The sequence below is a fragment of the Parafrankia irregularis genome, assembly GCF_001536285.1.
Classification (GTDB): Bacteria; Actinomycetota; Actinomycetes; order Frankiales; family Frankiaceae; genus Parafrankia; species Parafrankia irregularis.
On record NZ_FAOZ01000027.1, the window covers coordinates 1 to 26,755 of the forward strand.

Consider the following 26,755-nt stretch of genomic DNA (forward strand, 5'->3'; position numbering starts at 1 on the left):
CGGCCGCCGCCACCGCTTCCCCACCAGCCGGCTACGCACCGCCGTCCACGCCCGTGACCACGGCACCTGTCAGTACCCGGGCTGCGACCACACCCGATGGCTGAACATCCACCACCTCACCGGCTGGGCCAACGGCGGCCACACCGACCTCGACAACCTCACCCTCCTCTGCGGCACCCACCACCGCCACCTCCACGACGAAGGCATCGTGCTCCGCAGAACCCCCGACGGCACCACCACCGCGCTGCTCCCCGACGGCCGCACCCTCACCCCCGCACCACCCGTCACACCCGGGGAACACCCCACCACCGCCCTCGCCGACGACACCGAACACGTCGCACCAGACGCCGTCACCACCCGCAACGGCGGCCGGCTCAACCTCGGCGAATCCCTCTTCGTACTCCTCCAGAACCACCCCGCCGCCTAGCGCGGAGATGCTGGCCGAGTCGGAGTCGCCCCTTTCGTCTTCGCGGGGTCCGGGAGACATCCCGGTGCGTTGCGAGGGGCGGGTTGGCCCGCTATGGTCAGGAACATTCGGATCGACGTCGATGTCGACATTGATGTCGGGGCCATTGTCCTCAAGGGAGCAGCCATGTCCGTCGACGTCGACCGGCGCGGTCCGGTCATGGTGGTCACCATCAACCGGCCAGAGGCGGCCAACGCGCTCGACGCGCCCACCATGTCGGGGCTCGGCCACGCGTTCGAGCAGGCGGAGAAGGACGACGAGGTGCGTGCCGTCGTCCTGACCGGTGCGGGTGAGCGGGTCTTCTGCGCGGGCATGGACCTGAAGGCGTTCCTGTCGGGCACCGTCGCCGACATCGACGGTCCCGGGATCGGCATCTTCACCCGGCGGGTGTTCCCGAAGCCGATCATCGGCGCTATCAACGGAACTGCCGTCGGTGGCGGCTTCGAGCTGGCACTGGCCTGTGATCTGCTGGTGGCCGCCGAGTCGGCCCGCTTCGGTCTGCCGGAGGTCAAGCGCGGCCTCATCGCCGCGGGCGGGGGCACCCGGCTGCCCCAGCGGATCCCGCTGCCGCTGGCCCTGGAGCTGGGGCTGACCGGTGCTCCGGTCAGCGCCGCCAGGCTGGGGGAGATGGGCCTGGTCAACAGGGTCGTCCCGGTCGCCGAGGTGCTGCCCGTCGCGTTGGAGCTGGCTGACCAGATCGCCGCGAACGGGCCACTGGCGGTGCAGGTCACCAAGGCGATGATGGTCGGCGAGCTGACCGCCGCCGACTGGGACGGCATCGCGGCGACCGTCGCGCCGGTGTTCGGCAGCGAGGACGCCAAGGAGGGGGCCCGCGCCTTCGCCGAGAAGCGTCCGCCGAACTGGGTCGGCCGCTGAGCCACGACGCTGCGTCCACGCTCCGTCCACCTGCCTGCCTGTCTGCCTGTCACGAGGAGGAGTCGCCGTGTCCGATCCGCGTTGGGTGACCAGGCCGGTTCCCGGCCAGCTGGCGGATCAGTGGCGAAGCCGCGGGCTGTGGGACGACACGCCGATGGGCGTGAAGATCGACGCGGCGCTGCGAGCCCACGCCGAGCAGACCGTCCGCATCCACTCCCAGGAACGGCCGTGGGCGGGGACGTTCGGTGACCTGCGGGCGCAGGCTCTGGCCCTGGCGGGCGGGCTGTCGGCGCGTGGCGTGCGGGAGGGGGACGCGGTCGCGTTCCAGCTTCCGAACTGGGTCGAGGCCGCGGCGGCGTTCTACGCCAGCACCTTCCTCGGCGCGGTGGTCGTGCCGATCGTGCACTTCTACGGCCCGAAGGAGGTCGGCTACATCCTGCGCCGGACGGAGGTCACGGCGTTCGTCACGGCCGCCGGCTTCGGCCGCCGTGACTACCTGGACGACCTCGAGAGCGTCTGCGCCAACGCGCCGTCGTTGAAGGTCGTCGGCGTGGTCGGAGCCTACGTCCGGCGGCTGCCCGCCGGTGCGGTCACCTTCGAGGAGCTCACCGGCGGGCCCGCGCTGGCCGAACCAGCCGCGCCTGACCCCGACGCGCCGGTGCTGGTCGCGTACACATCCGGCACGACGGCCGACCCGAAGGGCGTCATCCACTCGCACAACACCCTGGGAGCGGAGGCGCGCCAGCTCGGCGCGATGGGCGCCAACGGTGGGCTGCCGTCGCTGACCGGCACACCCGTCGGCCACTTCATGGGGATGATCGGCGCGCTGCTCATCCCGGTCCTGCGGGGCGACTCCGTCGACCTGATCGACGTCTGGGATCCGGCCCGGGTTCTCGCGACGATGCTCGAGTACGGGCTGACGGCCGGCTCGGGCGCGACCTACTTCCTCACCAGCCTGCTCGACCACCCGGACCTGACCGACGAGCATCTGCGCTACCTGCGGTTCGCCGGGCTTGGCGGTGCGGCGGTGCCCGTCGCCGTCACGGAGAAGGCGAAGGCCGCCGGGGTCTCCGTCGTGCGCATGTACGGCTCGACGGAGCATCCGTCGATCACCGGGTCGCGTCACGAGCACGACGAGCGGCTGCGCCTGCGCACCGACGGCGTCGCCCTCGACGGCGTCGAGCTGAAGCTGCTGGACGACGAGGGCCAGCCGGTCGCCGTCGGCCAGCCCGGCGAGATCTGGAGCCGGGGCCCGGACTGCTGCATCGGCTACACCGACACGGCGCTCACCCGCGCCACCTTCGACGCCGACGGCTGGTACCGCACGGAGGACATCGGCGTTCTCGACGCCGACGGCGCCCTGACGATCACCGACCGCAAGAAGGACATCATCATCCGCGGCGGTGAGAACATCAGTGCCGCGGAGGTCGAGGAGCTGCTGCTCAAGACCATGCCCGAGGTCCTGGAGGCGGCCGTGGTGGCGGTTCCCGACACCCGCCTCGGGGAGAAGCCGTGCGCGCTGCTGCGCCTGGCACCGGGATCGGCCGTGCGGGACGTCGACGACATCCGCGAGCTGCTGCTCGCCGCGGGACTCGGCCGCCAGAAGCTGCCCGAGTTCGTCGAGGTCGTCGAGGACTTCCCCCGAACCTCCACCGGAAAGATCATCAAGGCGCAGATCAGACGGCAGATCGCGCCGCGCTACACCGCGTAGGCCCCCCTGCTCGCGCGTACCGCCCGGACGTACGCGCGAGCAGGGGAGGCCTGGCTGCCTATGCTCGCGGCAGGCCGAGGAGCTGGCGGCCGATCAGGCCGCGCATGATCTCCGAGGCGCCGCCGGAGATCGTCAGGGCCCGACCCCAGAGGAAGTTGTGGTACCAGCGGTCGGCGACCGCCGCCCCGGCCTCGTCGATGGCGACCGACGAGGTGATGATGCCCATCGCGATCTCCGTCAGGGCGACGTTGGTCTCCGTGTAGGCGAGCTTGGCGACGGGGCCGTCGCTGGGATGCTCGTCGTCGACCAGGATCCGCTCCACGGTGTCGCGCACGATGAGCTTCACCTCCTCGACGCGGGCGAGCGCCTCGGCGAGGGTGGCCTGGGTGTCCTCATGCTCCAGCGCGGCGGTGCCGTCGGGGAGCCGGGCGGCGCGGGCCAGCGCGACCAGGTCGTCGAACATCCGCTCCAGCTGCAGCGAGTTCGCGCCGACGAAGGCGCGTTCGGACGCCAGCCCCGAGGTGACGACCTTCCAGCCGCCGTTCACCTCGCCGAGCACGTGCTCGGGCCCGAGGCGGACACCGTCCAGGAAGACCTCGCAGAACTCGGCGTAACCGGTCATCTCGCGAATCGGCCGGATCTCGATGCCGGGCAGGTCCATCGGGATGACGAACGCGGTGATGCCGGCGTGCCGGTTCACGGACGGGTCGGTGCGGGCCAGCAGCATGCCCATGTCGGCCCACTGGGCGTCGGTGCTCCAGATCTTCTGACCGGTCACGGTGAACCCGTCCCCGTCCCCGGCGGCGTCCGGCTCCGCGCGGGTGCGCAGGGAGGCCAGGTCGCTGCCGACATCCGGCTCGCTGAACAGCTGGCACCAGACGTGCTCGCCGGCGCGGATACGCGGCAGCAGCTGGGCCTTCTGCTCGTCGGAGCCGAACTCGATGATGGCGTGGCTGGCCAGCATCACCTGGTCGAGCGGCCGGTAGACATCGCCGCGGATGAGCTCCTCCATCAGCACCAGGTCGTGCTGGGGGAGATGGTCCGCGCGGCCACCCCACTGCACCGGCCAGCCGGCACCGAGGAAGCCGGCCTCGTACAGGGCCCGCAGCCATTCCCGGATCGCCCGCTCCTCGTCGGCGTCCGCGGGGACCCGTACCCCCTCGCCCTGCATCGGCACGCCGTGCTCGGCGATGAAGGCACGGACCCGGGCGCGGTACTCCTCGAGGTCAGTGCGCATCGGTCCATCCTTCGGTGTCGGCGAGCGAGCGGGCGGCCGCTCGCGGGTTCGCGGCGAGGCGGGCGTCCTGGTGCACCCGGCGCTGGTAGAGGTGCAGGCCGTACTCCCAGGTGAAGCCGATGGCGCCGGTCAGCTGGAGCAGGTCGTGCAGGATGTGGCCGGCGCCCGAGCTGACGCTCAGCGAGGCGAGGGCGACGGCCCGCCGGATCCGCCGCGCCCGTGCCTGCTCCTGCGCCTGTGACGGCGCGTGTGACGGCGCCTGCTCCTGCGACTGGGGCTCGGCGTCGAACTGCCGGGCCGCCTCATGGACGAGCAGCGCCATGCCGCGGACCCGCACGGCGTGGTCGGCGAGCCGGTGCTGGACGGCCTGGAACCCGCCGATCGGCCGGCCGAAGGCCTGGCGCTGGCCGGTGTAGGCGACGGTGCGGTCCAGCGCCCGCTGGGTGCCGCCGATCGCGTCGGCGGCGAGGAGCAGCTCGTACAGTGCGTCGGCGTGAACCGGTGCCGCGATGCGCTGCCCGCGGCCGGCGGTCACCGTGACATCCGCGCAGGTCCTGGTGATGTCGAAACCGTGCCGGGACGGTTCGCCGCTCCAGTCGCCAGGGTCGGCCAGGAGCAGTAGCTCGTCGCGGGTGCGGTCGAGGAGCAGCAGCGCGTCGGCGTCGGGTCCGCCGTCGACCAGCCGGGCGGTCCGACCGTCGGGACCGAGCCGGCCGAACGCGCAGATGCGTGCGCCGGCGGCGATGTCGTCGAGCAGCCCGCCCACGACCGGATCACCGCCGGTGCCGGTGGCCCCTGCGGTCTGCGCGGTCTCGGCGCTCTGCGCGGCCTCGGCGAGAGCGTGGGCACTCGCGGTGAGCCCGGCGAACGGGCTGGGATGCAGAGCGGCTCCGAGCTCCATGGCCGCGGTGACGGCGGCGTCGACCCGCAGGCCGAAGCCTCCCCGGGCCTCCGGAACGCAGAAGCCCGGCAGGCCGAGCTCGGCCAGGGGCTCCCACCGCTCACGCCAGGTGGTCTCGACCGTCGACGGAAGCTCCTGCCAGACGGTCCCCAGGGTCCCGCGCAGGGCGTCGCGAAGCGCGACGATGTCGTCGGAGGCGAAGGTGGTAGTCAGAACGGCGTCAACTCCTGTGCCTTGCCGGCTGCCGAGGCGTACCAATCTCGACATTGGTGTCAACATTGATACTCTTGCGCCCCGATGCCCCCCGTCAAGTCGCGGTGGCGGCCAGGCCGGCCCCGGCAGTCGTGATGTCGTCGCTCCAGTGACCGCTGCCCACCGAGGGCTGAGCGCACGCCAGGCCTGCCAGGGACGGTGCCGAATCGGCGCTATTTCACCGCCAACGGATTCAGGGGTGTCCCCACGCCGTTCGCGACCTTCAACGCCGGCGCTGCCAGGAGGAACTCATAAACTCCGTCGGCTGCGCAGTCCGCGGCGAGCGCCTCCAGGTCGAACATCTCACCGAGTGTCATCCCCATGTCCCTGATGAGGACGTAATGCACCGGCATGATGGCACCCGGATCGCCGGTCGGATACCGCTCGACCGCCCAGTTGTCGGCCGCCAGCGCCGCCACGTCGTGCTCACGAAGCCACTCGCAGCACTCCAGGGTGAGGCCGGGCTCGCCGCTCATGAACTCGGCGGCCGAGCCCTCGGTGAACCGCCGTGTCCACCCGGTACGCACGAGCAGGATGCTGCCGGGTGCCAGGGTGACGCCCTGGCGGTCGAGGGTCGCGTCCAGTTCGCCTGGGCTGATCCCGTGGTCCGGCGCCAGGCAGTCGACGCCGTGGAAACGCGCCACGTCCGCGAGCACGGCCGGCCCGATGACCCCCCGCGCGATTCGGTCGATGGCGAGCCTGTCAGCTCCCTGCGGGGTGATCGACGACGCGGGCACTTCGTTGTAGCAGAAGCCGTCGTAGAAGACATGCGCAAGGCCGTCCCACTGCGTGGCGCACTGCAACGGCATGACGATGAAGTCGTCCGCGAACCCCGCACCGTCGGGATACACGGACTGGCCCGTCATCGACATCAGATGGACGGGGTTCACCCGCCCGCCCAATCCGATCTGCGGGCCTTTGGAGGAGAGGGTGTACCCCAGATCGAACACACGTCCCGTCCGCGCCAGCGCCGCCCCCGCGGCGACCCGAGCCGGCGTGATCAGGTTCAGCGTTCCGATCTCGTCGTCCGCTCCCCAGCGCCCCCAGTTCGACAGGTCACGGCCAACCGCGCGGAAGTCCCTGGTCATCCTTTGGCGGGTGGCTCGGCGCGGCCGAGGGCGACCTCGTGACCGCCGAAGCGGGGCTCCACGACGGCGGACCAGTCCGGCCCCCGGCGGACGCTGGTGCCGCCGTCGATGTTGACGATCTGGCCGGTGATCCGGCTCGCGCGATCCGACAGGAGGAACACGATCAACTGCGCGACGTCGTCCACCTGTGTGGCGCCACCGAGCGGGCTGTTGGCGTCATAGCTCTCGTAGACCGGTGTGCCGGGCTGGACGAAACCCATGATCTCGGTCGCGGTGAGACCGGGGCGCACCGCGTTGAAACGGATACCGGCCTCGCCGTACTCGTCCGCGGCGTTGCGGATCAGGGCTTCGACCCCGGCCTTCGCGACGGGGTAGGCGCCGAAGAACGGATGGGTGAGGTGCCCCGCGATGGAGGAGAGGCCGACGAAGGAGCCTTTGCCGGCGCGGGCGAAGATCGGCACGGCGTGCTTCGCGAGCAGGAACGTCCCGATCACGTTCAGGCTGATGACACGCTCGAACTCGGAGACCTTCTGCAGGTGCAGCGGGGCGAGGGCACCGCCGCCCCCGGCGTTCGCGACGACACCGTCGAGCCCGTCACGCCACTGCGCCGCCGCCGCCACGACCCGCTGGACGTCCGACTCGTTCGTGACGTCCGCGACGTGCCAGGTCACGGCCTCGCGGCCGACCTTCGCGTTGATGCCCTCCGCGGCTGATTCCAGGGTTGCCTGGGTACGCCCGCAGATGGTGACCCACGCACCCTCGTGGGCCAGTGCGGCCGCGATCCCTGAACCGATCCCGGTCCCGCCGCCGGTTACCAGGATGGAATGCCCCTCGACCGAGCCAACCATGTCGCCACCCTCCGACCCGGAAACCAGTTGCCGCCGTACGACGACAATGACGGCCAGACCGGGAGCTGGCCGCCGCCTTCGACTGTTTGACTATTTGACGTTTACGTTCGTGCCGGTGCCGGTGCCGGTGCCGGTGCCGGTGCCGGTGTGTCTTGTGACGACCGTGGCGCTGTTGTCGGCATAGGTCACCTCGCGGGCGATCAGCCCGTCGCGAAAGGTGACATAGATGGCCATCGGTGTGCTGGCGAGGTAGTCCGACGACGGATCGTCGACGGAGTCGGGGTACATCGCCGCCGCGGCCGGGCCACGAAGCACCATGCGCATCAGGCCGTCCGCGGCGATGGTTCCGGTCACCGCGTCGACGGCGAGATGGTCCCAGTCCATCCACAGCATGCGATAGGCGCGGGCCAGCCCGGCGGCGAAACCGGCCACGAACGCGTCGCGCCCCTCGCCTGTCAGCCCGCCGGCCGGATGGGACCTGAGTACGAAGTCCGGCGTCACGGCCGCGCCGAGGGCCTCGAGGTCACCGACGATCTCGGCGGTCACGCGGCGTTCCAGTACAGCGAGCATGGCGCGCTCGCGATCGTCCTGGGCTGCCGCGAGCCGGTCGCGGAGCCGGGCGATCGATGCCGCTGGGTCAGTGTCCATCCATCATCCCGGGTCCTGTTCCCTTCCGGATCGCCGGCGAGCGGTTGTCGCGAAGGGCTACCACTGGCTGGGGGCCGGTGCCGCGCGCTCGGAGGGCGTACGCGACAGAGCTAACCATTTGACCGACCATGTTACAAGTGGCACTTGATGTCCTACCCTTCGATGCCCGCGGACCGGCCGGGTGGGAGGAGGGGACGTCCGAGGTGAGACAAAATTGAGATTATGTGCCACCATGTCACGCATGGGTCATGGTGGCGCGGCACGGCCGCTGCGTCCATGCGCCCTGCCTGACGAGGTCCTGTCTGACGAGATGCCGCTCCGCCGCGGCGGGTGTGCCCCTGCCCGCCGGCATCGGCACCGAAGCGGCGCTCGTCACCGGGATCGAGTGCATCAGTAGCCGCAGTAGCTGTGCAGCGGCCGGCCGGCGCAGTCTCCGCCAGTCGCCAGCCGCGCCCATAGCTCTTGAGGGGATGAGCCAGATGGCACCGAAGGACATCGGAGCGCTGCGCGGCGCGGACGAGACTCTCACCCACCAGATCGTCGACACGTTCGCCACGGTGTCCGAGTCCGACCTGGCCTGGACCGAGAAGATCTGGGGTTCGCTCGCCAGCGTCGACGGTTCGCTGCAGGTCGACTTCGGCCTGGGGAAGTACCAGAACCGTGGCATCATCGACGGTTTCGCCGGCGTCTCCCGGGGCCGCGAACAATGGACCGTCCGGGGTAGCCGCGAGCTGCGCACCGCGCCCGAGCTGATGGGTATCGGCCCGATCGAGTACGAGATCATCGATCCGCTGACCAAGGTGCGGTTCCGGCTGGCGGAGAACGACATCCAGCCGATCTCCTTCGACCTGGTCCTGTCCGGGGTGACGCAGCCGTTCTTCGAGGATCGCAACCTCGTCCGCAACCGGCACACCGGCCGCGTCGACGTGAACATCGTCCGCTATCACCAGGGTGGCTGGGCTTCCGGCACGGTCACCGTCAACGGTGAGACGTACGAGGTGCGCCCGGAGACGTGGTTCGGCTACCGGGATCATTCCTGGGGTGTGCGGCAGGCCGTCGGCGCCGCCCCCACCGATCTCGCGCCACGCCGCTCAGCCACGCCGAAGCCGGGCGCCGCCCCGGTGAAGGGGCTCATGAAATGGGCGCCGGTGTTCCTTCGCCGCGCCGACGGAACGTACTACGAGACGGCCATCTTCATCGCCGGCGGAGCCTGGGGCTACACGTCGGCCTACGTGAACGAGGCGGGCGGGCGGCAGAACGCGGTGCGCCACGCCGAGCCGCACATGGCCTACGACCCGCGCACCCGTTTCGTGAAGGGTGGCGAGCTGCACCTGACCATGGAGTCCGGTGAGCAGCGGGTCATCGAGGTCGAGGCGCTGGGGGAGTCCGGCTTCTTCCTCAAGACCGGGCTCTACGGCGAGTGGAAGGGCCAGATCCACGGAAGCTGGAAGGGAAAGCTGCACCTGGACGGCGAGTACATCGCGGACTGCTGGTCGGACGAGTCGCTGCGCGAGCTCGGCCAGTTCCGCGACACGCCTGTCCGGGTCCGGGAGGGAGACGCGGTGGGTTACGGAATCATGGAAAGCATCATCGGCGGTGAATGGCCGGAGCTCGGCCTCACCGCCGACTCGGACCACCAGGTGTCGTACTCATGACGACGGCGGCCGTGACCGAGACCGAGGGCGACTTTGTGCGGCGGATCAACGTTCTGGACCCGGAGTTCTACGTTGATCCGTGGGATGCCTACCGGTGGTTAAGGGAGCAGGCGCCGGTCTTCTGGGATCCGGTGCAGCGGCTGTGGGTGATCTCCCGCTTCGAGGATGTCGTCACCGTCGAGAAGGACGGGGTGCGTTACTCCTCCTACGAAGGCTCCCGCCCCCACATCGACCTGCGCGAAGAACTGTCCATGATCAATATGGACGACCCTGGCCACCAGGCGCAGCGCAATCTCGTCGCCAGCCAGTTCACCCCGCGCGCGGTGCGCCGGCACGAGCAGCACGTCCGCGACGTCGTCACGGAGATCCTCGACGCGGTGACCCCGCTCGGGGAGTGCGAGGCGATCGAGGCGATCGCCTCACGCCTGCCCGCCATCATGATCAGTGATCTCCTCGGCTACCCGAGGGACCAGTGGGAGCGGGTCCGGCACTGGTCCGAGCAGATCATGCTGCTCTCCGGCCAGACATCACCGGACGGGCCACCGCACGTCACACATCCGGAGATCCCCGCGCTCATCAAGGACTTCTACGAGGGCACTCTCGAGGTCGTCAAGGCCCGGCGCGCCGAGCCACGCGACGATCTCATCTCGGTGTGGGCGAACCGTCCCGACTGGAACACCAAGAAGGTTCTCGACGAGATCCTCCTGGTGCTCGACGGCGGGGCGGAGACGACCCGCACCGTCATCGGCACGATGATCCGCGACCTCGCCCTGCAGCCGGACCAGCGGGCCCTGCTGCTCGAGCGGCCCGAACTGCTGACGTCCAAGGCCGTCGAGGAGTTCATCCGGTGGGTGTCGCCGGTGCTCAACATGCGGCGCACCGCGACCGAGGACCACGAGCTACACGGCCAGCACATCCGCCGCGGCGACCAGCTCCTGCTGCTCTACCCGGCGGCGAACCGCGACCCGCGGGTGTTCGCCGACCCGGAGACCCTGGACGTCGCCCGGACCGCTCCCCGGCATGTGGCGTTCGGATTCGGCACCCATGTCTGCCTGGGCGCGCATCTGGCCCGCCTCGAGCTGCGGGTGATGTTCGAGGAACTGCTGCGCCGGATGCCGGACTGGGAGCTCGTCGACCCGACCGAGCCGAAAGTTCTCCCCGCCACCTTCACCCGGGCGTACGACCAGATCCGCATCCGGTTCACCCCGAGCTGACCAGCCGGCGGGGACGACAAGAAACAGGTGCACCATGCGGGACGACTACGGTCTCGAACGTTTAGCCGCGTGGCTGCGGGACCAGATGCCGGCAGCCACCGACGTCCGGATCGAGAACGCCGACCGGGTCACGTTCGGCTATTCGGCGGAGATCAGCGTGCTCACCCTCGCGTGGCACGCCGGCGGCGCCGACCACCGCCGGGAGGTCGTCCTCCGGCTCAGCCCGCGAAGCCCCGGGCTGCTCGAGCCGTACGACATGGAACGGCAGTTCACCATTCTGCGCGGGCTGGAGAACAGCGCTGTCCGCAGCCCGGCGGTGCTGTGGCTGGAGCCGTCCGGCTCCGTGCTGGGGCGCCCGTTCTACGTGATGGAGCGGGTGCCCGGCGAGGTATACGAGGACCGAATACCCGCCGAGCTCGACGCGAGCCCCGACACCATCCGCCGCATGTCGGAGGGGATCGTCGAGCAGATCGCCGCGATCCACCGGGTCGACCTGCGGGAAAGCGGCCTGGTCGCGCTCGGAGACGGCCGGACCTACCTGGACGACGAGCTCGGGCGCTGGGCATCCGAGCTGCACCGGGTGCGCAAGGACCGGCTGCCGGCCCTGGAACGGCTGCTCGACGTGCTGCGAGAGCAGCAGCCCGCGCCCTCGGAGACGGTCACCCTCGTGCACGGCGACGTGAAACCGGGGAACTTCGCCTTCGTCGACGGCGAGGTGACCGGCGTGTTCGACTGGGAACTCACCGCCCTCGGCGACCCGCTGGCGGACCTCGGCTACCTCGAACTGTTCTGGGCGACGCCGGTCTTCATCACCGGCCGGCCCGGGGCGCTCACCTTCGACGAGGCCCTCGCCTACTACGAGAAACTGACCGGCCTCCCGGTCCGGCACCGGGAGTGGTACAAGGCGTTCCAGACCTTCAAGACCTGCGTGATCCTGCTCGTCGGCGCGATGCTGTTCGACAGCGGAGCCAGCGACGAGCTGCGTTTCGCGCAGATGGGCCTAGCCATTCCGCATTTCACCCGGGCCGCGCTACACGACCTGGGCGTCGACGAGGACCTCGAGACCGGCCCGGTACTGGCCGGCCGCGAACGCTATCGCGAGGTCCGCGACCGCCTCGCCGCGGGTTCGTCCGCCTGAGTTTCGGATGGGGCTGCGGATGGTCTGCGGTGCGATCAACCCCGCAGTGGTTTCTGTGATGGCCGCCGTCCGCGCCGGATATCGCCCCATACGAACTACCTGACCGAGGTGGAGACAGACTTTCCTCCGGACGCGCCGGTAGGGAAGATTCCCGGGGTCGCAGCTCGCGCGACACACTGGCCGATTCTCGCACGCAAGTACGTGATGTGATCGCGAGTCGTTGGATCTGGCATGATCCGCGCATGGGGGACGGAACTGCCAGACCTTCGCTTACGGCCGCGCTGCGTGAGCCGGTCAAGCTGCTGATCTCCTATGCGGAGGAAGATCGGGATTGGGCTGCTTGGATTGACCACCAGATGGAGGACCTTCCCTGTGAGGTCCTCAACAGAAGTGGTGACTTCCTTCCGGGAGTGAACCGCCGGAGGGCGTCGCTGCGTGGATTGGTCGAGGCCGATGTGGTCTTGGTCGTGCTGTCCTCGGCCTACCTCGATTCCGGCTGGGCGGCGGATGTCGCACGGTTGAAGCGGCAGCGGGTCGGCGCACCGCGACTACGCGGTGTCGTGGTTCTGGTGCGGGTGGAAGACGGTGTTGTGCCTCCCGGGCCGCTTGGCCGATCGCGGACCCCGATGGTCGACTTGTTGAGCCGGAGCGACAGTTCGGCGGGCGCCGCCCTCGTATCGGTGGTCAGTGCTGCGATCGATGCGTCGCCTGTTACCCGAAGCGGGTCGCGGCAAGGCCCGTGGTGGCGTACTCCGCGAGGCAGAGGGAAAGGTCTGGTAGCAGCGGCGGTGATGGCGGGCGTTGCCGTCATCGTAACGATCATCATGCCACGGCTCACGGCCGGCGGTTCCCAGAAGTCGGGCTGTGGTGTGCGGCTCACCGAGGTCGGCGTGATCGATACTGGTGGTGCCCGGGTTTACGACGCCGTGACGGCACCGGACGGTCGGTTGCTCGCCCTCCGCCGGAACGATGGTGTTGTTTCACTGTGGAATGTCGCCGAACCCGCTCGGGCGGTCGAGGTGGGCGAACTCTATGTCGCCGGCGCCGGTGTGGTGGGTGGCATGGCCTTCGGTCGGGACGGTCGAACTCTGGCGGCGGTCACCGGTGATGTTGCGACCGTGGCGTGGTGGGATATTTCAGACCCGGCGGCTCCAGTTGTTTCGTCGACGATGGCCGGCCGGATAACCATCGTCTATACGATGGCGTTGTCCGCTGACGGTCGGATTCTCGCGATCGGCGGTCTGGCGGGGGCTGTGAAAGCCGTGGAGTTCTGGGACGTCACTGATCCGTCGAGGCCGTTCCGGGCCGGTGCGCTGGAGGACGCCGTGCAGGACGGCACCGTGGACTCGGTGGCTTTTTCTCCCGTCGGCCGGGTCCTGGCAGTGGCTGGTAGGTTAGGTGACTCCGCCGGGCTCTGGGACGTCACCGACCCTGCTCGGCCGGTGCGTCGGTCGACCCTCGTCGGTCGTCCGGCCAATCTCGGTGACATGGTGGCGGTGGCGTTCTCCTCGGACGGACGGACACTCGCGACAGCGGGTCGGTTCGGCGACGAGGTGACCTTGTGGGATGTGACCGATCCGGCACGACCACGCAGGCACGGGTCAGTCGTCGGATCCACAGCAGACATCGCCTCGCTGGCGTTCTCCTTCGATGGGAGGTTGCTCGCCTCGGCGAGCAACGGCAGCGACGAGATCGTGTTGATGACCATCGAGAAGGGCGTGGCGAGCCGGGCGAGCAGCATCGACACGGGCGAACAGGAAGCCGACTTCGCCGCGTTCGCTGCGGCTGGTTGCCTGCTGGTGACGGCCAACGCCGATCCTGTTGTGCGGCTGTGGACTGCAAGTCGGTGACGTCGGGTGGGCCGCGATACAGGAACCGGGCCAGAGATGGCGTCCGAGCCGCTGTTGGCTCATCGGGTTTTCTTCATCTCCTACACCAGAGCTGACCAGGCCTGGGCCGAATGGGTGGCCTGGGAGGTCGAGTCGATGGGCGGTAAGTCCATCATCCAGGTGTGGGATTTTGTTCCAGGCACGGTCTGGACGCAGCGGATGATCGACGGCGTGGCCAGTTCAGACCACGTGCTGGCACTGCTTTCTGCCCGCTATCTCACGTCGGTGTACGGCCAGGCCGAATGGGAGGACGCTCACCGGAAGGATCCGAGGGGGTTCGATCGCAAACTGATACCGATCCGGCTTGAGGACTGCGAGCGTCCGGGACCGCTGGGTGGGATCGTTTCCTTCGACCTGTTCGGTTGTGAAGCACACGAAGCCCGGCTGCGGCTGCGGGACAATCTCACGTCGCTGGTTTCCGGACGGTTGAAGCCGCTTGCACCACCACCCTTCCCCGGCCCGCGCCCCGCCCGAGGTGATGGGGCGCGCTACCCCGGAGATGGATTCACCGTCCCAGCCGCCGGTCTGTCGCGACGGAGAATTCTTTACACCGCCACCGCAGGTACTGCTGCGGCCATGGCCGGCGGCGCGACGGCCGGGATCGTCCTGGCCGGGGTGTTCGGCGGCGACGGCGGAGCCTACGAATCGACGCCGCCGTCGAGCATGCTCGCCGGTCACACGGCCGGCGTCACGGGGATTTCCTTCTCGCCGGACGGGCGTACGCTGGCGACCGGTAGCCAGGACGGTTCGGTGATCCTCTGGGACGTGGTCGACGCCGCAGCACAGGCGGCGCCTGCCGCGGTCGTCGCCACGACGTTGGACGGACACTCCGACGGCGTGAACGGGGTCGCCTTCTCCGCCGCGGGTGGGCTGCTCGCCTCGGCGGCTGGCGACGCCACCGTCGTGCTGTGGGACACCTCGGACCCGGTCCGCTCAACGGCCTTGGTCACGCTGATAGGGCACGAGGACGTCGTGTATACCGCAGTGTTCTCTGCGGATGGGCGCTTGTTGGCGACCGGTAGCTACGACGAGAAGGTGGCATTGTGGGATGTCACCGGGGCACTTGCATCTGCGGCCGGTGGCCAGGCGGTATCGGTGCGTCCGCTGGCCGTGCTGACCGAGCACACTTCGCCTGTGCCGGCCGTGTCCTTCACCTCGGTCGGGCGCACGCTCGCCACCGGCAGTTGGGACGGGAGCGTAATGCTCTGGGATGTTCGCGACCCGACGAGTCCGCAACGCCTGGCGAACCTGCGCCAAGGAGGCGGCTACGTGCACGCCATCGGGTTCTCGGGCGATGGACGACTGCTGGCAACGGGGATCGACGACCGAAACGCGACGGTCTGGGACGTCTCGAACCTCGCGAAGCCGACGTTCGTCGACCTCGCAGACCACACCAGCTCGGTCAACGCCGTGGTTTTCGCGCCAGACGGGCTGACGTTGGCGACCGGTAGCGGGGACGCAACGGTCATTCTCTGGGACGTCACTGCTCCGGACCGGCCCAGCAGAAAGATCATCCTGCCCACCCGATCCGGCGGGGTGGCCGCTTTGGCTATGGCGCCGGACGGGCGGACGCTCGCCGCTGGTACGAACGGCGGCGCGATGCTGTGGCGGCTACGTTGACCACTTTCGCGGGCTGACCGCCCCGGTCCGCACCGATCCCGCGGTCCGCGTTGGGCCAGTTGCGTGTGGTGGGATGTGTGGACAAAAAGATGCGCTGCGCTGTCGAATACGTGATCCAACAGAGCCAAGGCGTAGGCGTGGCGTCTCGCGACCACCACTACACTTGCGGTGAGATCTACTATGGATGTAGTGTGCCGTCGTGGCCAGTCGGCGGGATGACCTTCTTGACGCGGCGATCGGCCTGCTCGGGGAGCAGGGCGTTCGGGCGTTGACGCATCGCGCGGTGGATGCCGCCGCAGGCCTGCCCGCGGGGTCGACGTCCAACTACTTCCGGACGAAGGAGGCGCTGTTCGACGCGATCGTGGAGCGGGTACCGGCACGGGAGCGGGCGAACTTCGAGGAGCTGGCCGCGCACCTGGCGCCGCGGACGACGACGGACCTGGCGAAGGCCCTGGCCGCCTTCGCCCGTGACAGCGCGGGTCGTGAGCGGGCGCTGACCTTGTCCCGGTACGCGATCCTCGTCGAGGCTTCCCGTCGGCCTGAGCTGCGGGAGCGGCTGGCGGATTCAGGCGCCCGGGTGAACGCCTGGTTCACCACCTGGCTGCGCCTGGTGGGGTCGACGGACCCCGACCACCACCTCCATGTCGTCGGCAACTACCTGACCGGTCTCGTTCTCCACCAGTTGGCGATCCCCGACCCGGACTTCGACCCGACGGCGCACCTCGACGCGCTGCTGAGATCACTGATCCAGACCCAGCATGAGCAGGGCTCACAGGCCAGCGGCTCCTGATGAGCTCGGGTGCCAGGCGCCCGGCGCACCATGACCGATCTCGGTGCCGGGAACTTCCCGAACACCTTGTCTCGCCATGCCTCCGCGGGGTCGCGGCGCGGAGACCCCACCAAGCGTTTGGGAACAGACATGAACATCGACGACGCCTGGCAGGCCATCGACACCCAACGGCTACGGGTCGCTGATCTCCTGGAGGAACTGACCGACGAAGAATGGCGCGCGCCCTCGCTGTGCGGCGGCTGGACGGTGCGGGATGTGGCGGCCCATCTGACCCTGCAACAGACAGGGCCGGGCGCGGCGCTTCGCATGGCTGCCCGGTCACCGGGCGGGATGAAGCGGGTAATCCACCGCTCGGCGTGCCTGCGCGCGGAGATGCCGATCGAGCAGATGATCGCCGAGATTCGCGGAATGGTCGGTTCGCGAAAGCACAACGTGGGCGTCACCTACCGGGAAACCCTCATCGACATCCTGGTGCACGGCCTGGACATCGCCATTCCCCTCGACCGGCCCCTCGAGACATCCACCGACGCCGCGGCCGTCGCCGCCGACCGGGTCTGGTCCGTTGCCTTCCCGTCCTTCGGCTACCCCTTCTTCCCCAGGAAACGACTCAGGGGACTGCGACTCACCGCGTCCGACGCGGACTGGAGCGTCGGGGAGGGTGTGCCCGTCGACGGTCCCATGGACGCGATCCTGCTGCTGCTCACCGGCCGGACGGCCGCGGTGGAGTGGCTGTCCGGTGAAGGAACGCGGGTCCTGCGGGACGGGCTCGTGCCCACCCAGGAGCCCTGATGACACCCCATCGCCGCCGGGACGACTGAGCCACTTGTGGTGACCCGTCTGCATCTGTCACGGGGGGCAGATGCAGACGGTCGCCCGGCGGCTCAGTAGTTGCCGAGGCCGCCGCAGACGTTGAGGGCCTGCGCGGTGACCGCGCCGGCCGCGTCACTGACGAGATAGCGCACCATCGCGGCGACCTCGTCCGCGGCGACGTACCGCCCGAGCGGAACCCGGGTGGTGATCCGCTCGTGCACCTCCGTCGTCTCCACCCCCCAGATCTCGCTGTAGTGCTCCCGGACCTGTGCGGCCATCGGTGTCTCGACGAATCCCGGGCAGACCGCGTTGACGGTGATTCCGGTTCTGGCCAGTTCCAGGCCGAGCGCCTTGGAGAAACCGACCACGCCGTGCTTGGACGCCGAATAGGGCGCTGCGTGCACCACGCCCTGCTTTCCTCCGGTCGACGCGATGTTGATGATCCGCCCATAGGGCTGCCGCGTCATACCGCCGATGGTCAGCACCCGCTTGGTCACGAGGAAGACGCTCGTGAGGTTCGTGTCGATGACGTCGCGCCAGAGCTCGTCGTCGATCTCGGCGGTCGCACCGCCCCCGGGCCTGCCGGCGTTGTTCACCAGGATCTCGATCGGGCCGAAACGCTCGACACAGGCGGAGACCAGGCGGTCGACAGCGGCGGGCGACGTCACGTCGCAGGCATCTCCAGCGACCTCCCAGCCCTCCGCGGCGAGCTTCTCCACGGTGACGGCGACGGCCTCGGCGCGGCGCGAGCAGACGTAGACGCGGTGGCCCTCGGCGGCGAGAGCGCGGGCAGTTTCCAGTCCGATTCCACTGGTGGCTCCGGTGACAAGGGCGACCCGCCGGGCACTGGCAACCATGTCTGCTCCATTCCTTCGGACCGGTCCGGACCGGGCCGCGTCGGATCCGGTTCTTCGTGACCGGTGTCGGTCGAGCCGTTTGTAGGCGGGCCCGCTCAAATCGTGCTCAAGCCGCCTCCGTGATCGCCGGCCCGGCACTGGACGCAGCCATGGAGTGCGTTCCGACCGGCCTTCGAGAAACCAGAGCGATCGTGGCGTCGGCCGCGCTGGAGCGCGGCGGCACCACCCGAACGGCCCGAAAGTCCAACGCTGAGCCCCTTCCATCTCACGGCCGACGGTCAGGGACGCCGCACGTCCGAGTCGACGATGGAAAGGCTCACTCTGCGCGAGGAGCCGGCAGATGACACTGACAGAGCACGAGGAACGCACTGATCCGTATCCCCGCAAGTGCTACCTGCCGTTCATCCTCTACCCGCCGGGAATGCATCGCACCACCGGTGGGAAGGAGTGGCTCGAAAGCCACATCGACATGCACCAGGACGGCGGTGACTTCGTCCTTTACATCGGCGTCCCGTTCTGCCGCACGCGCTGCAAGTCGTGTCCCTACTTCGCGAGCCTGCTGCCCGAGAACGACTCCCGTGGCCGCGAGGAGAGGTACGTGGACGCGCTGGTGCGGGATCTCCGCCACTGGGCGTCGTACCGGAAGTTCGGCACCGGTCGCATCCGCACCATCTTCATCGGCGGGGGGACGGGCAGCATCCTGCGGACCAGCAGCCTGCGCCGCCTGGTCGACACCGTGCACGAGCTGTTCGAGGTCGCCGACGACGCCGAGTTCACGCTGGAGGGAAACGCGCGCGACTTCGACGACGAGAAGATCGAGTACGTCGCGCAGTCGAAGATCAACCGGTTGAGTCTCGGTGTCCAGTCGTTCCAGCCCGAGATTCTCGGGGTCATCGGGTCGCCGCACGCGGCCGAGGACAGTGCCCGGGTCATCCGGGCGTTCCAGGCCAGGGGCTTCCGCAACATCCAGCTCGACCTCATGTACAACATGCCGGGGCACACGCTCGACATCTGGAAGCGTGACCTGGAGACGCTGGCGACGCTCGACGTGCCGCACTTCACGATCTACCTCTACCGCATTCACCGGGACACCATCCAGGACAAGCTCATCAGCCGGGGCCGGCTCAGCGCGCCGAAGGACCCGGAGGGCCCGATGGTGAAGGCGATGTATCGAGAGGCCGTCGAGATAGCCGAGCAGATGGGTTACACCATGTACATGGTCGACCATTTCTGCAAGCCCGGCTACGAGAACATGTACAACCACTGGAACTGGAAGGTGTACATCGACACCCTGGCTGTCGGCCCCGGCTCCTACAGCTACTTCGACGGCTACCGCCTGGGCACCGAGACCGATGTCGAGAAGTACATCGACGCCGTGGAAAGCGGTGACTTCCTGATCAGCACCATCACCGACGAGCTCTCGCCCCGGGTCGAGCGCGAGCGGTACGTCGTCTTCGCTCTGCTCTACTACGAGATCGAGTACTCCTTCTACCGGGACAAGTTCGGGACGTCTTTCCTGGAGGACTTCACCGACGAACTGGCGCGGCTCGAACGCAAGGGACTCGTCGAGCTGACCGACGACCGGATGCGACTGACCCAGCTCGGGCTGATCTGGCACACCAACGTCATTCTCGAGTTCTTCAACCCGTCGTTCTGGAACGACTCGGACTCCCTGAACGAGCCGAACTGGTCCCTGAACGGCGTCATGGTCGAGGTCGGCGCGCACAGCCGCGAGTACTGGCTGGGCGACCGGGGCGTGACCTTCTTCCCGGCCGCGCCCGACGCGGACCCGACCCTCGCGACGGCGTAGGAGGCCGACGATGACCGACGTACGGGAACCCGAAGCGCCGGAGTCAGGCGCAGTGAGGGCCGGAACCCAGGACTTCCTCGCGTCCGCGACGGTGACGGTCGGCGCGAACATGCATGACATCTGGGCGGTGTGGGTCGATGTCAACGCCTGGAAAAGCTGGGACACCGGCATCGAGAGCACGAAGCTGCACGGCAACTTCAAGGCCGGCAACACCTTCACCCTCACCCCGGCCGGGGGCCAGCCGATGGAGGTCACCATCACCTCCGTCACCCAGGGGGAGGAGTTCTCCGACGAGACCGTCCTGCCGTTCGGCACGATCCGGACGAGTCATCGCATGGAGCCACTCGGCGGGCTGGTACGGCTCACCCATGAGGTCCGCGCGGAGATCGCCGAGGACGCGGTGGAGATGTTCGGGGTGAAGATCTGGCCGCATCTGCAGAGCGGCCTGTCCACCGCGCTCAACGAACTCGCCGAGATCGTGGCGAACTGAGGCCATCCGCGGTGTCTCCCGACAAGCTCGTGTCCCTGCTGGACCGGGGCACCCGCCCCGGCGTGTTCGGCGCCTGCGTCCAACACGCCGGGGCCACCCACACGGCACGTCAGGTGCGCGCGGCGGTCACCCGACGCGCGCGCCGGCTGCTGGACCACGGTGTCGCCGCCGGCGACCGGGTGCTGCTGGTCTGTGACCACGACCTGGATGCCGTGGTCACCCTGGCCGCGGCGAGCGCGCTGGGGCTGCGGGTGCTGATGCCCTACAACCTGGCGGCGGCCGCCGTGCCCGAGTGGCGGTCCATCGCGACCGCCGCCGGGCCGGACGCCGTCGTGCACCAGCGCCGTGACGGCGTCGGCCTCGCCGATCTGCGGGCGGTCTGTCCGCGCCTCGTCGGCCTGAGCGACCTGGGTGCCCTGAGCGACCTGGATGCCCCGAGCGGGCACGACGAGGACGACGAGGACGACGAGACGCTTCCCATCGCGTGTCCCGATCCCGTGGACGGATTCCTGGTCCTGTTCACCAGCGGCACCACCGGCGCTCCGAAGGCCATCAGCCTGAGTGAGGACGTCGTCGCCCGCCGGGTGATGGCCGTGACGGAGCGGCTCGCGTTCGGCTCCGACGCGCGGGTGTTCATGTCCGGTCTGCTCAACAACACGACCGGCGTCATCTTCTCCTTCGGCGCGCTGGCGCACGGCGCGACGCTGATCATCCCGGACGGCCGGGACGTCTCCACCTGGCCCGCGCAGGTCGCCCGGTCACGTGCCAGCCACATCATGCTGCGGCCGGTGGCGATGGAGCGGTTCGTGGCGGCCGTGGTCGCCGGCGGCACGGACCTGTCCTGCCTGCGGGTCGTCGCCTACGGAGCGGCTCCGATGCCACATCGGCTGCTGGAACTCGGCCGCCGGCTGATGCCGTGCGACTGGGTGCAGGGCTACGGCCTCAGCGAGACTTACGGCCCGTTCTGCTGGCTCGACGAGACCGCGCACCGGCAGCGACGATTCGAGGACACCTACTGCGTCGGACGGCCGGACCGCACCGTGGGGGTCCGCCTCGAGCCACTGCCGGGCCATCCCGACGGCGTGGGAGAGATCGTCGTGCGCGGCGACCTGATGATGGACGGCTACCTCGACATCACGACCGGTCGCCTCGACCCGCCGGGTCCCTGGCTGCGCACCGGCGACATGGGCGCCTTCGGCCCGGACGGTGATCTGCTGCTCAAGGGCCGTATCGGAACCAGCGTGCTCAGCCAGGACGGCCACCGCATCTATCCGGAGGAGGTCGAGACCGTCCTCGCCGGCATGCCGGGTGTCGGTGAGGTCGTCGTCGTCGGCCTGAGCGGCGGCGGCGAGAACGATCACACCCGGACGCCGGTCGCCTGCCTGTGGGGGCCTGTCACCCACGACGGCCCGGCGGCGCTGCGCCGGGCGACGGCCGAGTTCCTGATTCCCCGGCTGAGCAGGGAGAAATGGCCTGATCTGATCTACGCGAGCGCGGATCCGTTTCCCAAGAGCGGAAACGACAAGATCCTCCGTGCTGAGACCGAGCGGGCGATCGACCGGCAGGCGCTGTTCCCGCTCTGAAACGCCGCGTTCTGAGCGCAGGCCCCCCGGAGGCCCTGTGCTCCGGGGCCCTGTGTTCCGGGGGCCCACGCTCCGACCGCTCACCGTCGACCAGACCAAGCCCGTCCTGAGGGAGACCAGCCGTGCGATATCACGCCAGCCACTCCATCGTCTGCGACACGCCTCCAGAACAGGTCTACGACGTGATCCGCCGCAGCCGGGACTGGCCGACGCTGCTTGAGCCGTGCCAGTCCGTCACCGTCCTGTCGGAAGAGCCCGACGGGGAGCACATCGAGATCTCCGCGCTCGTGGGCGGCGAACCGATGACCTGGCAGTCCCACCGCCGGTTCCACACCGACCTGTTCGGTGTGTCGGCCACCGTCGTCGTGCCCATGCCGCTGGTGAAGGCGATGACCACCACGTGGCGGGTGATAGGAGTCAACGCCACCCAGTGCGTGCTGCTCCTGGAGCATGACTACGACCTGTGCGACGACATCGGCGGCCAGGTCGAGGGCGTGACGACCCATGATCAGGCCGAGCGGTTCATCGGGGCGGCGATCGACGCGAACTCCCGCACCGAGCTGGGTAACCTCCGTGGCGCGGCGCATCGGGCGGCGGCCGGGGCGGCGCAGGCGGATGGGGGAGACGCGATCGGACTGGACGGCTTCCTACGTCATTCGGTGGTCCTGCGGGCGGATCCGGACACGGTGTACGGGCTGATCCGCTCGACCGACTCCTGGCCCCGCCTGTTCGCCGCCTGCGTCGGCACCTCGGTGCTGGAGCGTTCCGATGACCAGGAAACGGTCCGCGTCGAGGCGGAGCAGGACGGAAGGCCGGTCGCCTGGAACACCCGCCGCCGCTACGTCGACTCCGTGCGGCGGGTCGAGTACGACCTTCCGGTGCCGATGCCCTTCCTGGAGTCGATGCACGGTGTCTGGCGGGTCGTGCCGCTGGAGAACGGCCGCTGCCTGCTGACGGTGGACCGCCACTGGCGGCTGCTGGCCGACGTCCGCGGTATCCGTGACGGGATCAGCACCCGGTCCGAGGCCGCGGCGTTCGTCCGTGACTTCGTCGACGGGAACGCCGCCGCCGAGATGCTCGCGATCCGGGCCTTCGTCGAGGAGAACACCGAAGCGCTGGTGTCGTTGACCAGCCGCTACCGCCTGCCGCACAGCCCTGACCGGGTTTTCGCGCTGCTGGCCGACATCGGTGGCTGGCCGGCGATGCTGGATCATCTCGACTCCCTGGACGTGCTCTACGACGACGGCGCCCACCAGGAGTTCACGATGAAGGTACGAACCGCGCCGGGTACGGCAGGGTCGGCCGGTGAGCTGGAGTGCATCCGCAGCGTCCGGCACTGTGACGAGCGGACGCTGTCGATCACCTACTTCCAGCCACAGCCACCGCCGGCCATGCTCCGCCATGCGGGCCACTGGCAGGTCCGCGGCATCGCGGGCGGCAGCGAGGTGATCTCGCACCACACCGTGGTCCTCGATCGCGACGGCTCCGCGGAGGTGTCCGGTGCGCATGAGCTCCGGCGGCGGAAGACCCTGGTCGCCGACCTGTTGGAACGCAACAGCCGGGCGACGGTGGACGCCTGCGGGCGGGCTCTGGACCGCTCCGCCGGCCAGCCGTGAGCAGGGCCGCCCCGGCCGGCGGGACGGGCGTGCCCGAAGCCACGGCGGCGAACGGCTCGGGTGCCACGGCCGCGGTGCCTGGCCTCGGCGGCTCGCCGGACGTCCGGCGAGCACGTCCGGCGCGGGTTCCCGCCGCCGTGATGGAGGCCTGCGGGTACTTCCTTCCCCGCCTCATGTTTCTGCAGGCCCGGTACGCACCGCAGATCCACTGGGGTGATGTCGCGCTGGCACTCGACGGCTTCGGGCTCACCGAGATCGATCTGGGCTCGGCCGGGTTCTGGGACGAGTGGAGGGCCCGCTGGACCGCGCGGGCCGAGGTCTACGTGGCGGCGGCCGTGGCCTCGACCACTGCCGCCGGGCAGGCCCGCGCCTATCGGGGTGCGGCCGCCTGTTACCACTGGGCGGAGTTCATGGACTTCGGTGACCGGGCCCGCAAACTGGGCCTGCGCCACCTGGTGCGGACCTGCTTCGAACGCAGCCTGACCAGTCCCGATCCGGCGCAGGACGGCCTCGGCGACCTGGGCGGCGACCTGGGCGGCGACCTGGGTGGAGGCGTGCGCCGAGAGGCGAGGGCCCTCCCGGCGGGGAGCGTTTCCGCGGAACCGGTGCCGTACTGGCTCTACCTTCCGCCGCGACGGGCGCGCGATGCCGATCGGCCGTTGGCGTGTGTCGTCCTGTCCAACGGGCTCGACTCGATGACGGAGGTCGAGATCCTCTCGTTGGCGGAGGCGTACCTCGACCGGGGGATCGCGGCTGTGCTGTTCGAGGGCCCGGGCCAGGGCCTGGACGCCGGTCAGACGCCCCTGCGCGTCGATATGGAGAGCGTCGTCGCGGCGCTGCTGGACGCGCTGCGCGCGGACAGTCGCCTCGCGGCCGATCGGATGGCCTTTCTCGGCGTCAGCTTCGGTGGTTATCTCGCGTTGCGGGTGGCTCGGACGCTCGGGCCGTCACTGCGATGCGTGGTCAACTTCTCCGGTGGCCCGCGTATCGCCCCGTTTGCGACCCTGCCGCGCCGGCTGCGCGACGACTTCCGCTACACCTTCGGCGGCGGCGAGCCGCTCGACGACGACGACATGCAGCACCGCTTCGACGCACTTGCGTTTCCGCCAGATCCCGCACCGCATACCCGGGTGCTCAGCGTCCACGGCGCGCTTGACGACATCTTCCCACTCGCCGACCTGGTGGAGCTCGACCGGGCATGGGGTACCGGACACGAGTTGGTGACACACGAAAGCGAAGCACACGTGTGCCTGAATATGATCAACCTGTGTGGAATCGAGATAGCGGACTGGGTGGCACACCACCTGCGGCCCGATCCGCGCTGAGTCGGATACCCCGCGACATGTTCCGTGCCGGCGCCCTGCTCTGTCGGTGTGGTGCCAGTCCTGTACCGCTGCCCCGGAGGATCCGGTGAACATGAGCCCACCGAGCCAGCCCCTGCCCGCGTCGCCGTCGGCACCTGCCGCCGCGGTCGGTACCAGGGTGTGGCACCGCTTCCGGATACCGGCGCGGCCGCCGTTCCGGTGGGACCATTCCCTCGATTTCGTCTGCGGCTTTCCAGCCACCCGAGGCGAGCAGGTCGTCGCCGGAGCGCACCTGGTGAAAGCCTGGCGTATCGACGGCTGTTTGCTCCTTACCAGGATTGGCCCGTGGCCGGCCGACGACGAGGGCGCAGGCGCCGACCCTGGCGGGGGCCCGGGTGTGGGCGGTGATGGTCCCGGTGTCGAGGTGACTGTCGCCGCGCCGCATTCGCCATCCGAGGACGTTCTCGACGCGCTTACCGACCGGCTGCGTTTCTACCTCTCCCTGGATGACGACCTGACCGCCTTCGCGGCGGCCGCGGCGGCCGATCCTCCGTTCGCCCGGGTGGAACACCGTCTGCACGGTTATCACCAGGTCAAGTTCCCCTCGCCGTACGAGAACATCGTGTGGGCGATCCTTGCCCAGCGGACCCCCATCACCGCTGCCCGTGCCGTGAAGCTACGGCTGATGCAGCACCTCAACCCGCCGTTGGCGGGCTTCGGGGCCGAGGTGACACCGTTCCCGAGTCCTGACCAGCTCGCCGAACTCCCGCTCGAGGTTCTCACCGGGATCCTGGGAAACAGCCGCAAGGCGGGGTACGTGTCCGGCTCGGTCCGGCGTCTCCTGGAGATCGAGGAGACGTTCCTGCGCACCGGCGACGTCGACGAGGTGGAGCGGTTCCTGCTGTCGCTGCCCGGAATCGGACCGTGGTCGGCGACGTTCGTCATGATCAGAGGGCTGGGGCGGATGGAGCGCCTGCCCACGGACACCGAGCTGCTCAAGGCCGGCCGGCGGGTGTACGGCGCGGAGGTGTCCGCGTCGGACCTGGTTTCCCTGGCGGCGCCGTACGGCGCCCAGGTCGGCTACTGGGCGCACTACCTGAGGGCGGGCGGATGAGAGGGCTGGACGGGGCACCGGGCTCGGAGTGGGCGCAGGCCGACATGCCTCCCCAGGTCGGCGCGGGCGAGATCGACCTGCAGGCACCGCCGGAGGACGGGGTCCGGAAGTGGCTCGTGGCGGCGGCGACCGAAGCCGAGGTCGCGGCACTTCCGCGCGACCATCCGGCGCTGCTCGCGGTGCTGATCACGGGAGCGGGCAAGACCGCCGCCGCCGTCGCTGTCAGCGCGGCGCTGGCCCGGCTCGACGACCCGACGTCGATCGGCGTGATCAACGTCGGTACCGCGGGCGGGCTGGACGAAACCGGTGCCCGGCTGCGTTGGCCGAGTACGGCCTGGGCCTGGGACCTGGATGCCGCGAGCCTCAACGCGCTCGGCATTCCGGTGCGCGGCCAGCTCGCGCTGTCCGGTGGCGACGGATCGGTGATCGCCACCGGCGACCGTTTCGTCGCCGGTGGATCCCTGCGGACCGCCCTGCAGGCGCGGGCCGCGCTGGTGGACATGGAGTGCTACTCGGTCGCCGCGGCCTGCCATGCCTTCGGGACGCCGGTTCGTGCCGTCAAATGGGTCTCCGACGCCGCGGACGAGTCGGCGTCGGACGACTGGGGCGTCGCGGTGCCGCGCGGGGCCGCCGTTCTCGCCGAGGCCACCGTCGACTTCCTCGATCGTTTCCGCCCGCACCCGGCCTGACTGGTCGGGATCGCCGGCATTCCCGCCGGTGACGGATATCCGACAGGAATGGGCTGCGTTGTGTTGTTCCTGTGCCGAGCCGGCCGGCCGCAGGCACCGCTAAACCAGTGCCAGGAGTCCGGCGGGCGGAGATTTTCCGCCATCCGGCT

Annotated in this window: 23 protein-coding genes; 17 read left to right on the plus strand and 6 right to left on the minus strand. The window is 69.4% G+C overall.

Translation table 11 applies throughout. The annotated features are described in order from the left end of the window. From AWX74_RS29000 to AWX74_RS29010, 3 genes are all read left to right on the plus strand, one after another. The coding region (locus AWX74_RS29000; RefSeq protein WP_131799561.1) for an HNH endonuclease at positions 1-427 on the plus strand (427 nt) is incomplete at its 5' end. A gap of 165 nt (positions 428-592) precedes the next feature. After that, on the plus strand, positions 593-1,342 hold the full coding sequence (locus AWX74_RS29005) for a crotonase/enoyl-CoA hydratase family protein (RefSeq protein ID WP_091283526.1): 750 nt from the start codon (positions 593-595) through the stop codon (positions 1,340-1,342). 67 nt (positions 1,343-1,409) lie between these two features. Next, positions 1,410-3,053 (plus strand): AMP-binding protein, encoded by a 1,644-nt coding sequence (locus AWX74_RS29010; protein ID WP_091283342.1) that lies wholly within the window; start codon positions 1,410-1,412, stop codon positions 3,051-3,053. Positions 3,054-3,111: 58 nt separating this feature from the next. Here the strand turns inward: AWX74_RS29010 and AWX74_RS29015 are convergent, their stop codons facing one another. The 5 genes from AWX74_RS29015 to AWX74_RS29035 all read right to left on the minus strand — a co-directional run bounded on the left by AWX74_RS29015 (position 3,112) and on the right by AWX74_RS29035 (position 8,027). Continuing rightward, positions 3,112-4,290 (minus strand): acyl-CoA dehydrogenase family protein, encoded by a 1,179-nt coding sequence (locus AWX74_RS29015; RefSeq protein ID WP_091283344.1) that lies wholly within the window; start codon positions 4,288-4,290, stop codon positions 3,112-3,114. Further along, positions 4,280-5,458, minus strand: a complete 1,179-nt coding sequence (locus AWX74_RS29020) for an acyl-CoA dehydrogenase family protein (RefSeq protein WP_226930931.1) — start codon at positions 5,456-5,458, stop codon at positions 4,280-4,282. Before AWX74_RS29020 ends, AWX74_RS29015 begins: the two co-directional genes overlap by 11 nt. Before the next feature lie 158 nt (positions 5,459-5,616). Then, positions 5,617-6,531, minus strand: coding sequence for a cyclase family protein (locus tag AWX74_RS29025; RefSeq protein ID WP_091283349.1), 915 nt, complete (start codon positions 6,529-6,531; stop codon positions 5,617-5,619). Further along, positions 6,528-7,379, minus strand: a complete 852-nt coding sequence (locus tag AWX74_RS29030) for an SDR family oxidoreductase (protein ID WP_091283351.1) — start codon at positions 7,377-7,379, stop codon at positions 6,528-6,530. Before AWX74_RS29030 ends, AWX74_RS29025 begins: the two co-directional genes overlap by 4 nt. A gap of 90 nt (positions 7,380-7,469) precedes the next feature. Continuing rightward, positions 7,470-8,027 carry a nuclear transport factor 2-like protein gene (locus tag AWX74_RS29035; protein WP_091283353.1) on the minus strand — a complete coding sequence of 186 codons (558 nt, stop codon included), beginning with the start codon at positions 8,025-8,027 and terminating at the stop codon, positions 7,470-7,472. A gap of 479 nt (positions 8,028-8,506) precedes the next feature. On the opposite strand from AWX74_RS29035, the gene AWX74_RS29040 reads away from it, so the two are divergent. The 7 genes from AWX74_RS29040 (at position 8,507) to AWX74_RS29070 (ending at position 17,122) form a co-directional block, all read left to right on the plus strand. Continuing rightward, entirely contained in the window at positions 8,507-9,682 is a 1,176-nt protein-coding gene (locus AWX74_RS29040) for an Rv3169 family protein (RefSeq protein ID WP_091283354.1), read from the plus strand. Further along, the gene (locus AWX74_RS29045) at positions 9,679-10,896 is read left to right on the plus strand and encodes a cytochrome P450 (RefSeq protein ID WP_091283356.1); all 1,218 of its coding nucleotides are present in this window, start codon (positions 9,679-9,681) and stop codon (positions 10,894-10,896) included. The genes AWX74_RS29040 and AWX74_RS29045 overlap by 4 nt, the downstream gene beginning before the upstream one ends. A gap of 34 nt (positions 10,897-10,930) precedes the next feature. After that, positions 10,931-12,034, plus strand: coding sequence for a phosphotransferase family protein (locus AWX74_RS29050; RefSeq protein ID WP_091283358.1), 1,104 nt, complete (start codon positions 10,931-10,933; stop codon positions 12,032-12,034). A 242-nt stretch (positions 12,035-12,276) separates the two neighbouring features. Continuing rightward, complete coding sequence (locus AWX74_RS29055) at positions 12,277-13,884, plus strand: toll/interleukin-1 receptor domain-containing protein (RefSeq protein WP_091283360.1); 1,608 nt, start codon at positions 12,277-12,279, stop codon at positions 13,882-13,884. A gap of 36 nt (positions 13,885-13,920) precedes the next feature. Beyond that, complete coding sequence (locus AWX74_RS29060) at positions 13,921-15,543, plus strand: toll/interleukin-1 receptor domain-containing protein (RefSeq protein WP_091283363.1); 1,623 nt, start codon at positions 13,921-13,923, stop codon at positions 15,541-15,543. A gap of 199 nt (positions 15,544-15,742) precedes the next feature. Continuing rightward, a complete protein-coding gene (locus AWX74_RS29065) occupies positions 15,743-16,333 on the plus strand; it encodes a TetR/AcrR family transcriptional regulator (protein WP_091283366.1) in 591 nt (196 codons plus the stop codon). Between the two features lie 129 nt (positions 16,334-16,462). Beyond that, entirely contained in the window at positions 16,463-17,122 is a 660-nt protein-coding gene (locus tag AWX74_RS29070) for a maleylpyruvate isomerase family mycothiol-dependent enzyme (RefSeq protein WP_091283368.1), read from the plus strand. Positions 17,123-17,214: 92 nt separating this feature from the next. On the opposite strand, the gene fabG is transcribed toward AWX74_RS29070, so the two are convergent. Beyond that, positions 17,215-18,000 carry a 3-oxoacyl-ACP reductase FabG gene (gene fabG, locus AWX74_RS29075; protein ID WP_091283370.1) on the minus strand — a complete coding sequence of 262 codons (786 nt, stop codon included), beginning with the start codon at positions 17,998-18,000 and terminating at the stop codon, positions 17,215-17,217. A 340-nt stretch (positions 18,001-18,340) separates the two neighbouring features. Here fabG and AWX74_RS29080 point away from each other — a divergent pair, with 340 nt between their 5' ends. The 7 genes from AWX74_RS29080 (at position 18,341) to AWX74_RS29110 (ending at position 26,606) form a co-directional block, all read left to right on the plus strand. Continuing rightward, positions 18,341-19,810 (plus strand): coproporphyrinogen-III oxidase family protein, encoded by a 1,470-nt coding sequence (locus AWX74_RS29080; RefSeq protein ID WP_091283372.1) that lies wholly within the window; start codon positions 18,341-18,343, stop codon positions 19,808-19,810. A gap of 10 nt (positions 19,811-19,820) precedes the next feature. Then, positions 19,821-20,300 (plus strand): SRPBCC family protein, encoded by a 480-nt coding sequence (locus tag AWX74_RS29085; protein WP_091283374.1) that lies wholly within the window; start codon positions 19,821-19,823, stop codon positions 20,298-20,300. 11 nt (positions 20,301-20,311) lie between these two features. Then, positions 20,312-21,883 carry a class I adenylate-forming enzyme family protein gene (locus tag AWX74_RS29090; RefSeq protein WP_165615816.1) on the plus strand — a complete coding sequence of 524 codons (1,572 nt, stop codon included), beginning with the start codon at positions 20,312-20,314 and terminating at the stop codon, positions 21,881-21,883. Positions 21,884-22,005: 122 nt separating this feature from the next. After that, positions 22,006-23,499 (plus strand): SRPBCC family protein, encoded by a 1,494-nt coding sequence (locus tag AWX74_RS29095; RefSeq protein WP_091283378.1) that lies wholly within the window; start codon positions 22,006-22,008, stop codon positions 23,497-23,499. 29 nt (positions 23,500-23,528) lie between these two features. After that, complete coding sequence (locus AWX74_RS29100) at positions 23,529-24,824, plus strand: alpha/beta hydrolase family protein (RefSeq protein ID WP_242666468.1); 1,296 nt, start codon at positions 23,529-23,531, stop codon at positions 24,822-24,824. 91 nt (positions 24,825-24,915) lie between these two features. Further along, positions 24,916-25,917 carry a DNA-3-methyladenine glycosylase family protein gene (locus tag AWX74_RS29105; RefSeq protein WP_131799562.1) on the plus strand — a complete coding sequence of 334 codons (1,002 nt, stop codon included), beginning with the start codon at positions 24,916-24,918 and terminating at the stop codon, positions 25,915-25,917. After that, the gene (locus AWX74_RS29110) at positions 25,914-26,606 is read left to right on the plus strand and encodes a nucleosidase (RefSeq protein ID WP_091283385.1); all 693 of its coding nucleotides are present in this window, start codon (positions 25,914-25,916) and stop codon (positions 26,604-26,606) included. Before AWX74_RS29105 ends, AWX74_RS29110 begins: the two co-directional genes overlap by 4 nt. The last annotated feature ends 149 nt before the right edge of the window (positions 26,607-26,755 follow it).

What these genes read in the sequence shown, in the direction of transcription:
- AWX74_RS29005 (WP_091283526.1), top strand. Translation starts at nt 593, where the DNA reads ATGTCCGTCGACGTCGACCGGCGCGGTCCGGTCATGGTGGTCACCATC.
- AWX74_RS29015 (WP_091283344.1), bottom strand. Translation starts at nt 4,290, where the DNA reads ATGCGCACTGACCTCGAGGAGTACCGCGCCCGGGTCCGTGCCTTCATC.
- AWX74_RS29020 (WP_226930931.1), bottom strand. Translation starts at nt 5,458, where the DNA reads ATGTCGAGATTGGTACGCCTCGGCAGCCGGCAAGGCACAGGAGTTGAC.
- AWX74_RS29025 (WP_091283349.1), bottom strand. Translation starts at nt 6,531, where the DNA reads ATGACCAGGGACTTCCGCGCGGTTGGCCGTGACCTGTCGAACTGGGGG.
- AWX74_RS29030 (WP_091283351.1), bottom strand. Translation starts at nt 7,379, where the DNA reads ATGGTTGGCTCGGTCGAGGGGCATTCCATCCTGGTAACCGGCGGCGGG.
- AWX74_RS29035 (WP_091283353.1), bottom strand. Translation starts at nt 8,027, where the DNA reads ATGGACACTGACCCAGCGGCATCGATCGCCCGGCTCCGCGACCGGCTC.
- AWX74_RS29040 (WP_091283354.1), top strand. Translation starts at nt 8,507, where the DNA reads ATGGCACCGAAGGACATCGGAGCGCTGCGCGGCGCGGACGAGACTCTC.
- AWX74_RS29045 (WP_091283356.1), top strand. Translation starts at nt 9,679, where the DNA reads ATGACGACGGCGGCCGTGACCGAGACCGAGGGCGACTTTGTGCGGCGG.
- AWX74_RS29050 (WP_091283358.1), top strand. Translation starts at nt 10,931, where the DNA reads ATGCGGGACGACTACGGTCTCGAACGTTTAGCCGCGTGGCTGCGGGAC.
- AWX74_RS29055 (WP_091283360.1), top strand. Translation starts at nt 12,277, where the DNA reads ATGGGGGACGGAACTGCCAGACCTTCGCTTACGGCCGCGCTGCGTGAG.
- AWX74_RS29060 (WP_091283363.1), top strand. Translation starts at nt 13,921, where the DNA reads ATGGCGTCCGAGCCGCTGTTGGCTCATCGGGTTTTCTTCATCTCCTAC.
- AWX74_RS29070 (WP_091283368.1), top strand. Translation starts at nt 16,463, where the DNA reads ATGAACATCGACGACGCCTGGCAGGCCATCGACACCCAACGGCTACGG.
- fabG (WP_091283370.1), bottom strand. Translation starts at nt 18,000, where the DNA reads ATGGTTGCCAGTGCCCGGCGGGTCGCCCTTGTCACCGGAGCCACCAGT.
- AWX74_RS29080 (WP_091283372.1), top strand. Translation starts at nt 18,341, where the DNA reads ATGACACTGACAGAGCACGAGGAACGCACTGATCCGTATCCCCGCAAG.
- AWX74_RS29085 (WP_091283374.1), top strand. Translation starts at nt 19,821, where the DNA reads ATGACCGACGTACGGGAACCCGAAGCGCCGGAGTCAGGCGCAGTGAGG.
- AWX74_RS29105 (WP_131799562.1), top strand. Translation starts at nt 24,916, where the DNA reads ATGAGCCCACCGAGCCAGCCCCTGCCCGCGTCGCCGTCGGCACCTGCC.
- AWX74_RS29110 (WP_091283385.1), top strand. Translation starts at nt 25,914, where the DNA reads ATGAGAGGGCTGGACGGGGCACCGGGCTCGGAGTGGGCGCAGGCCGAC.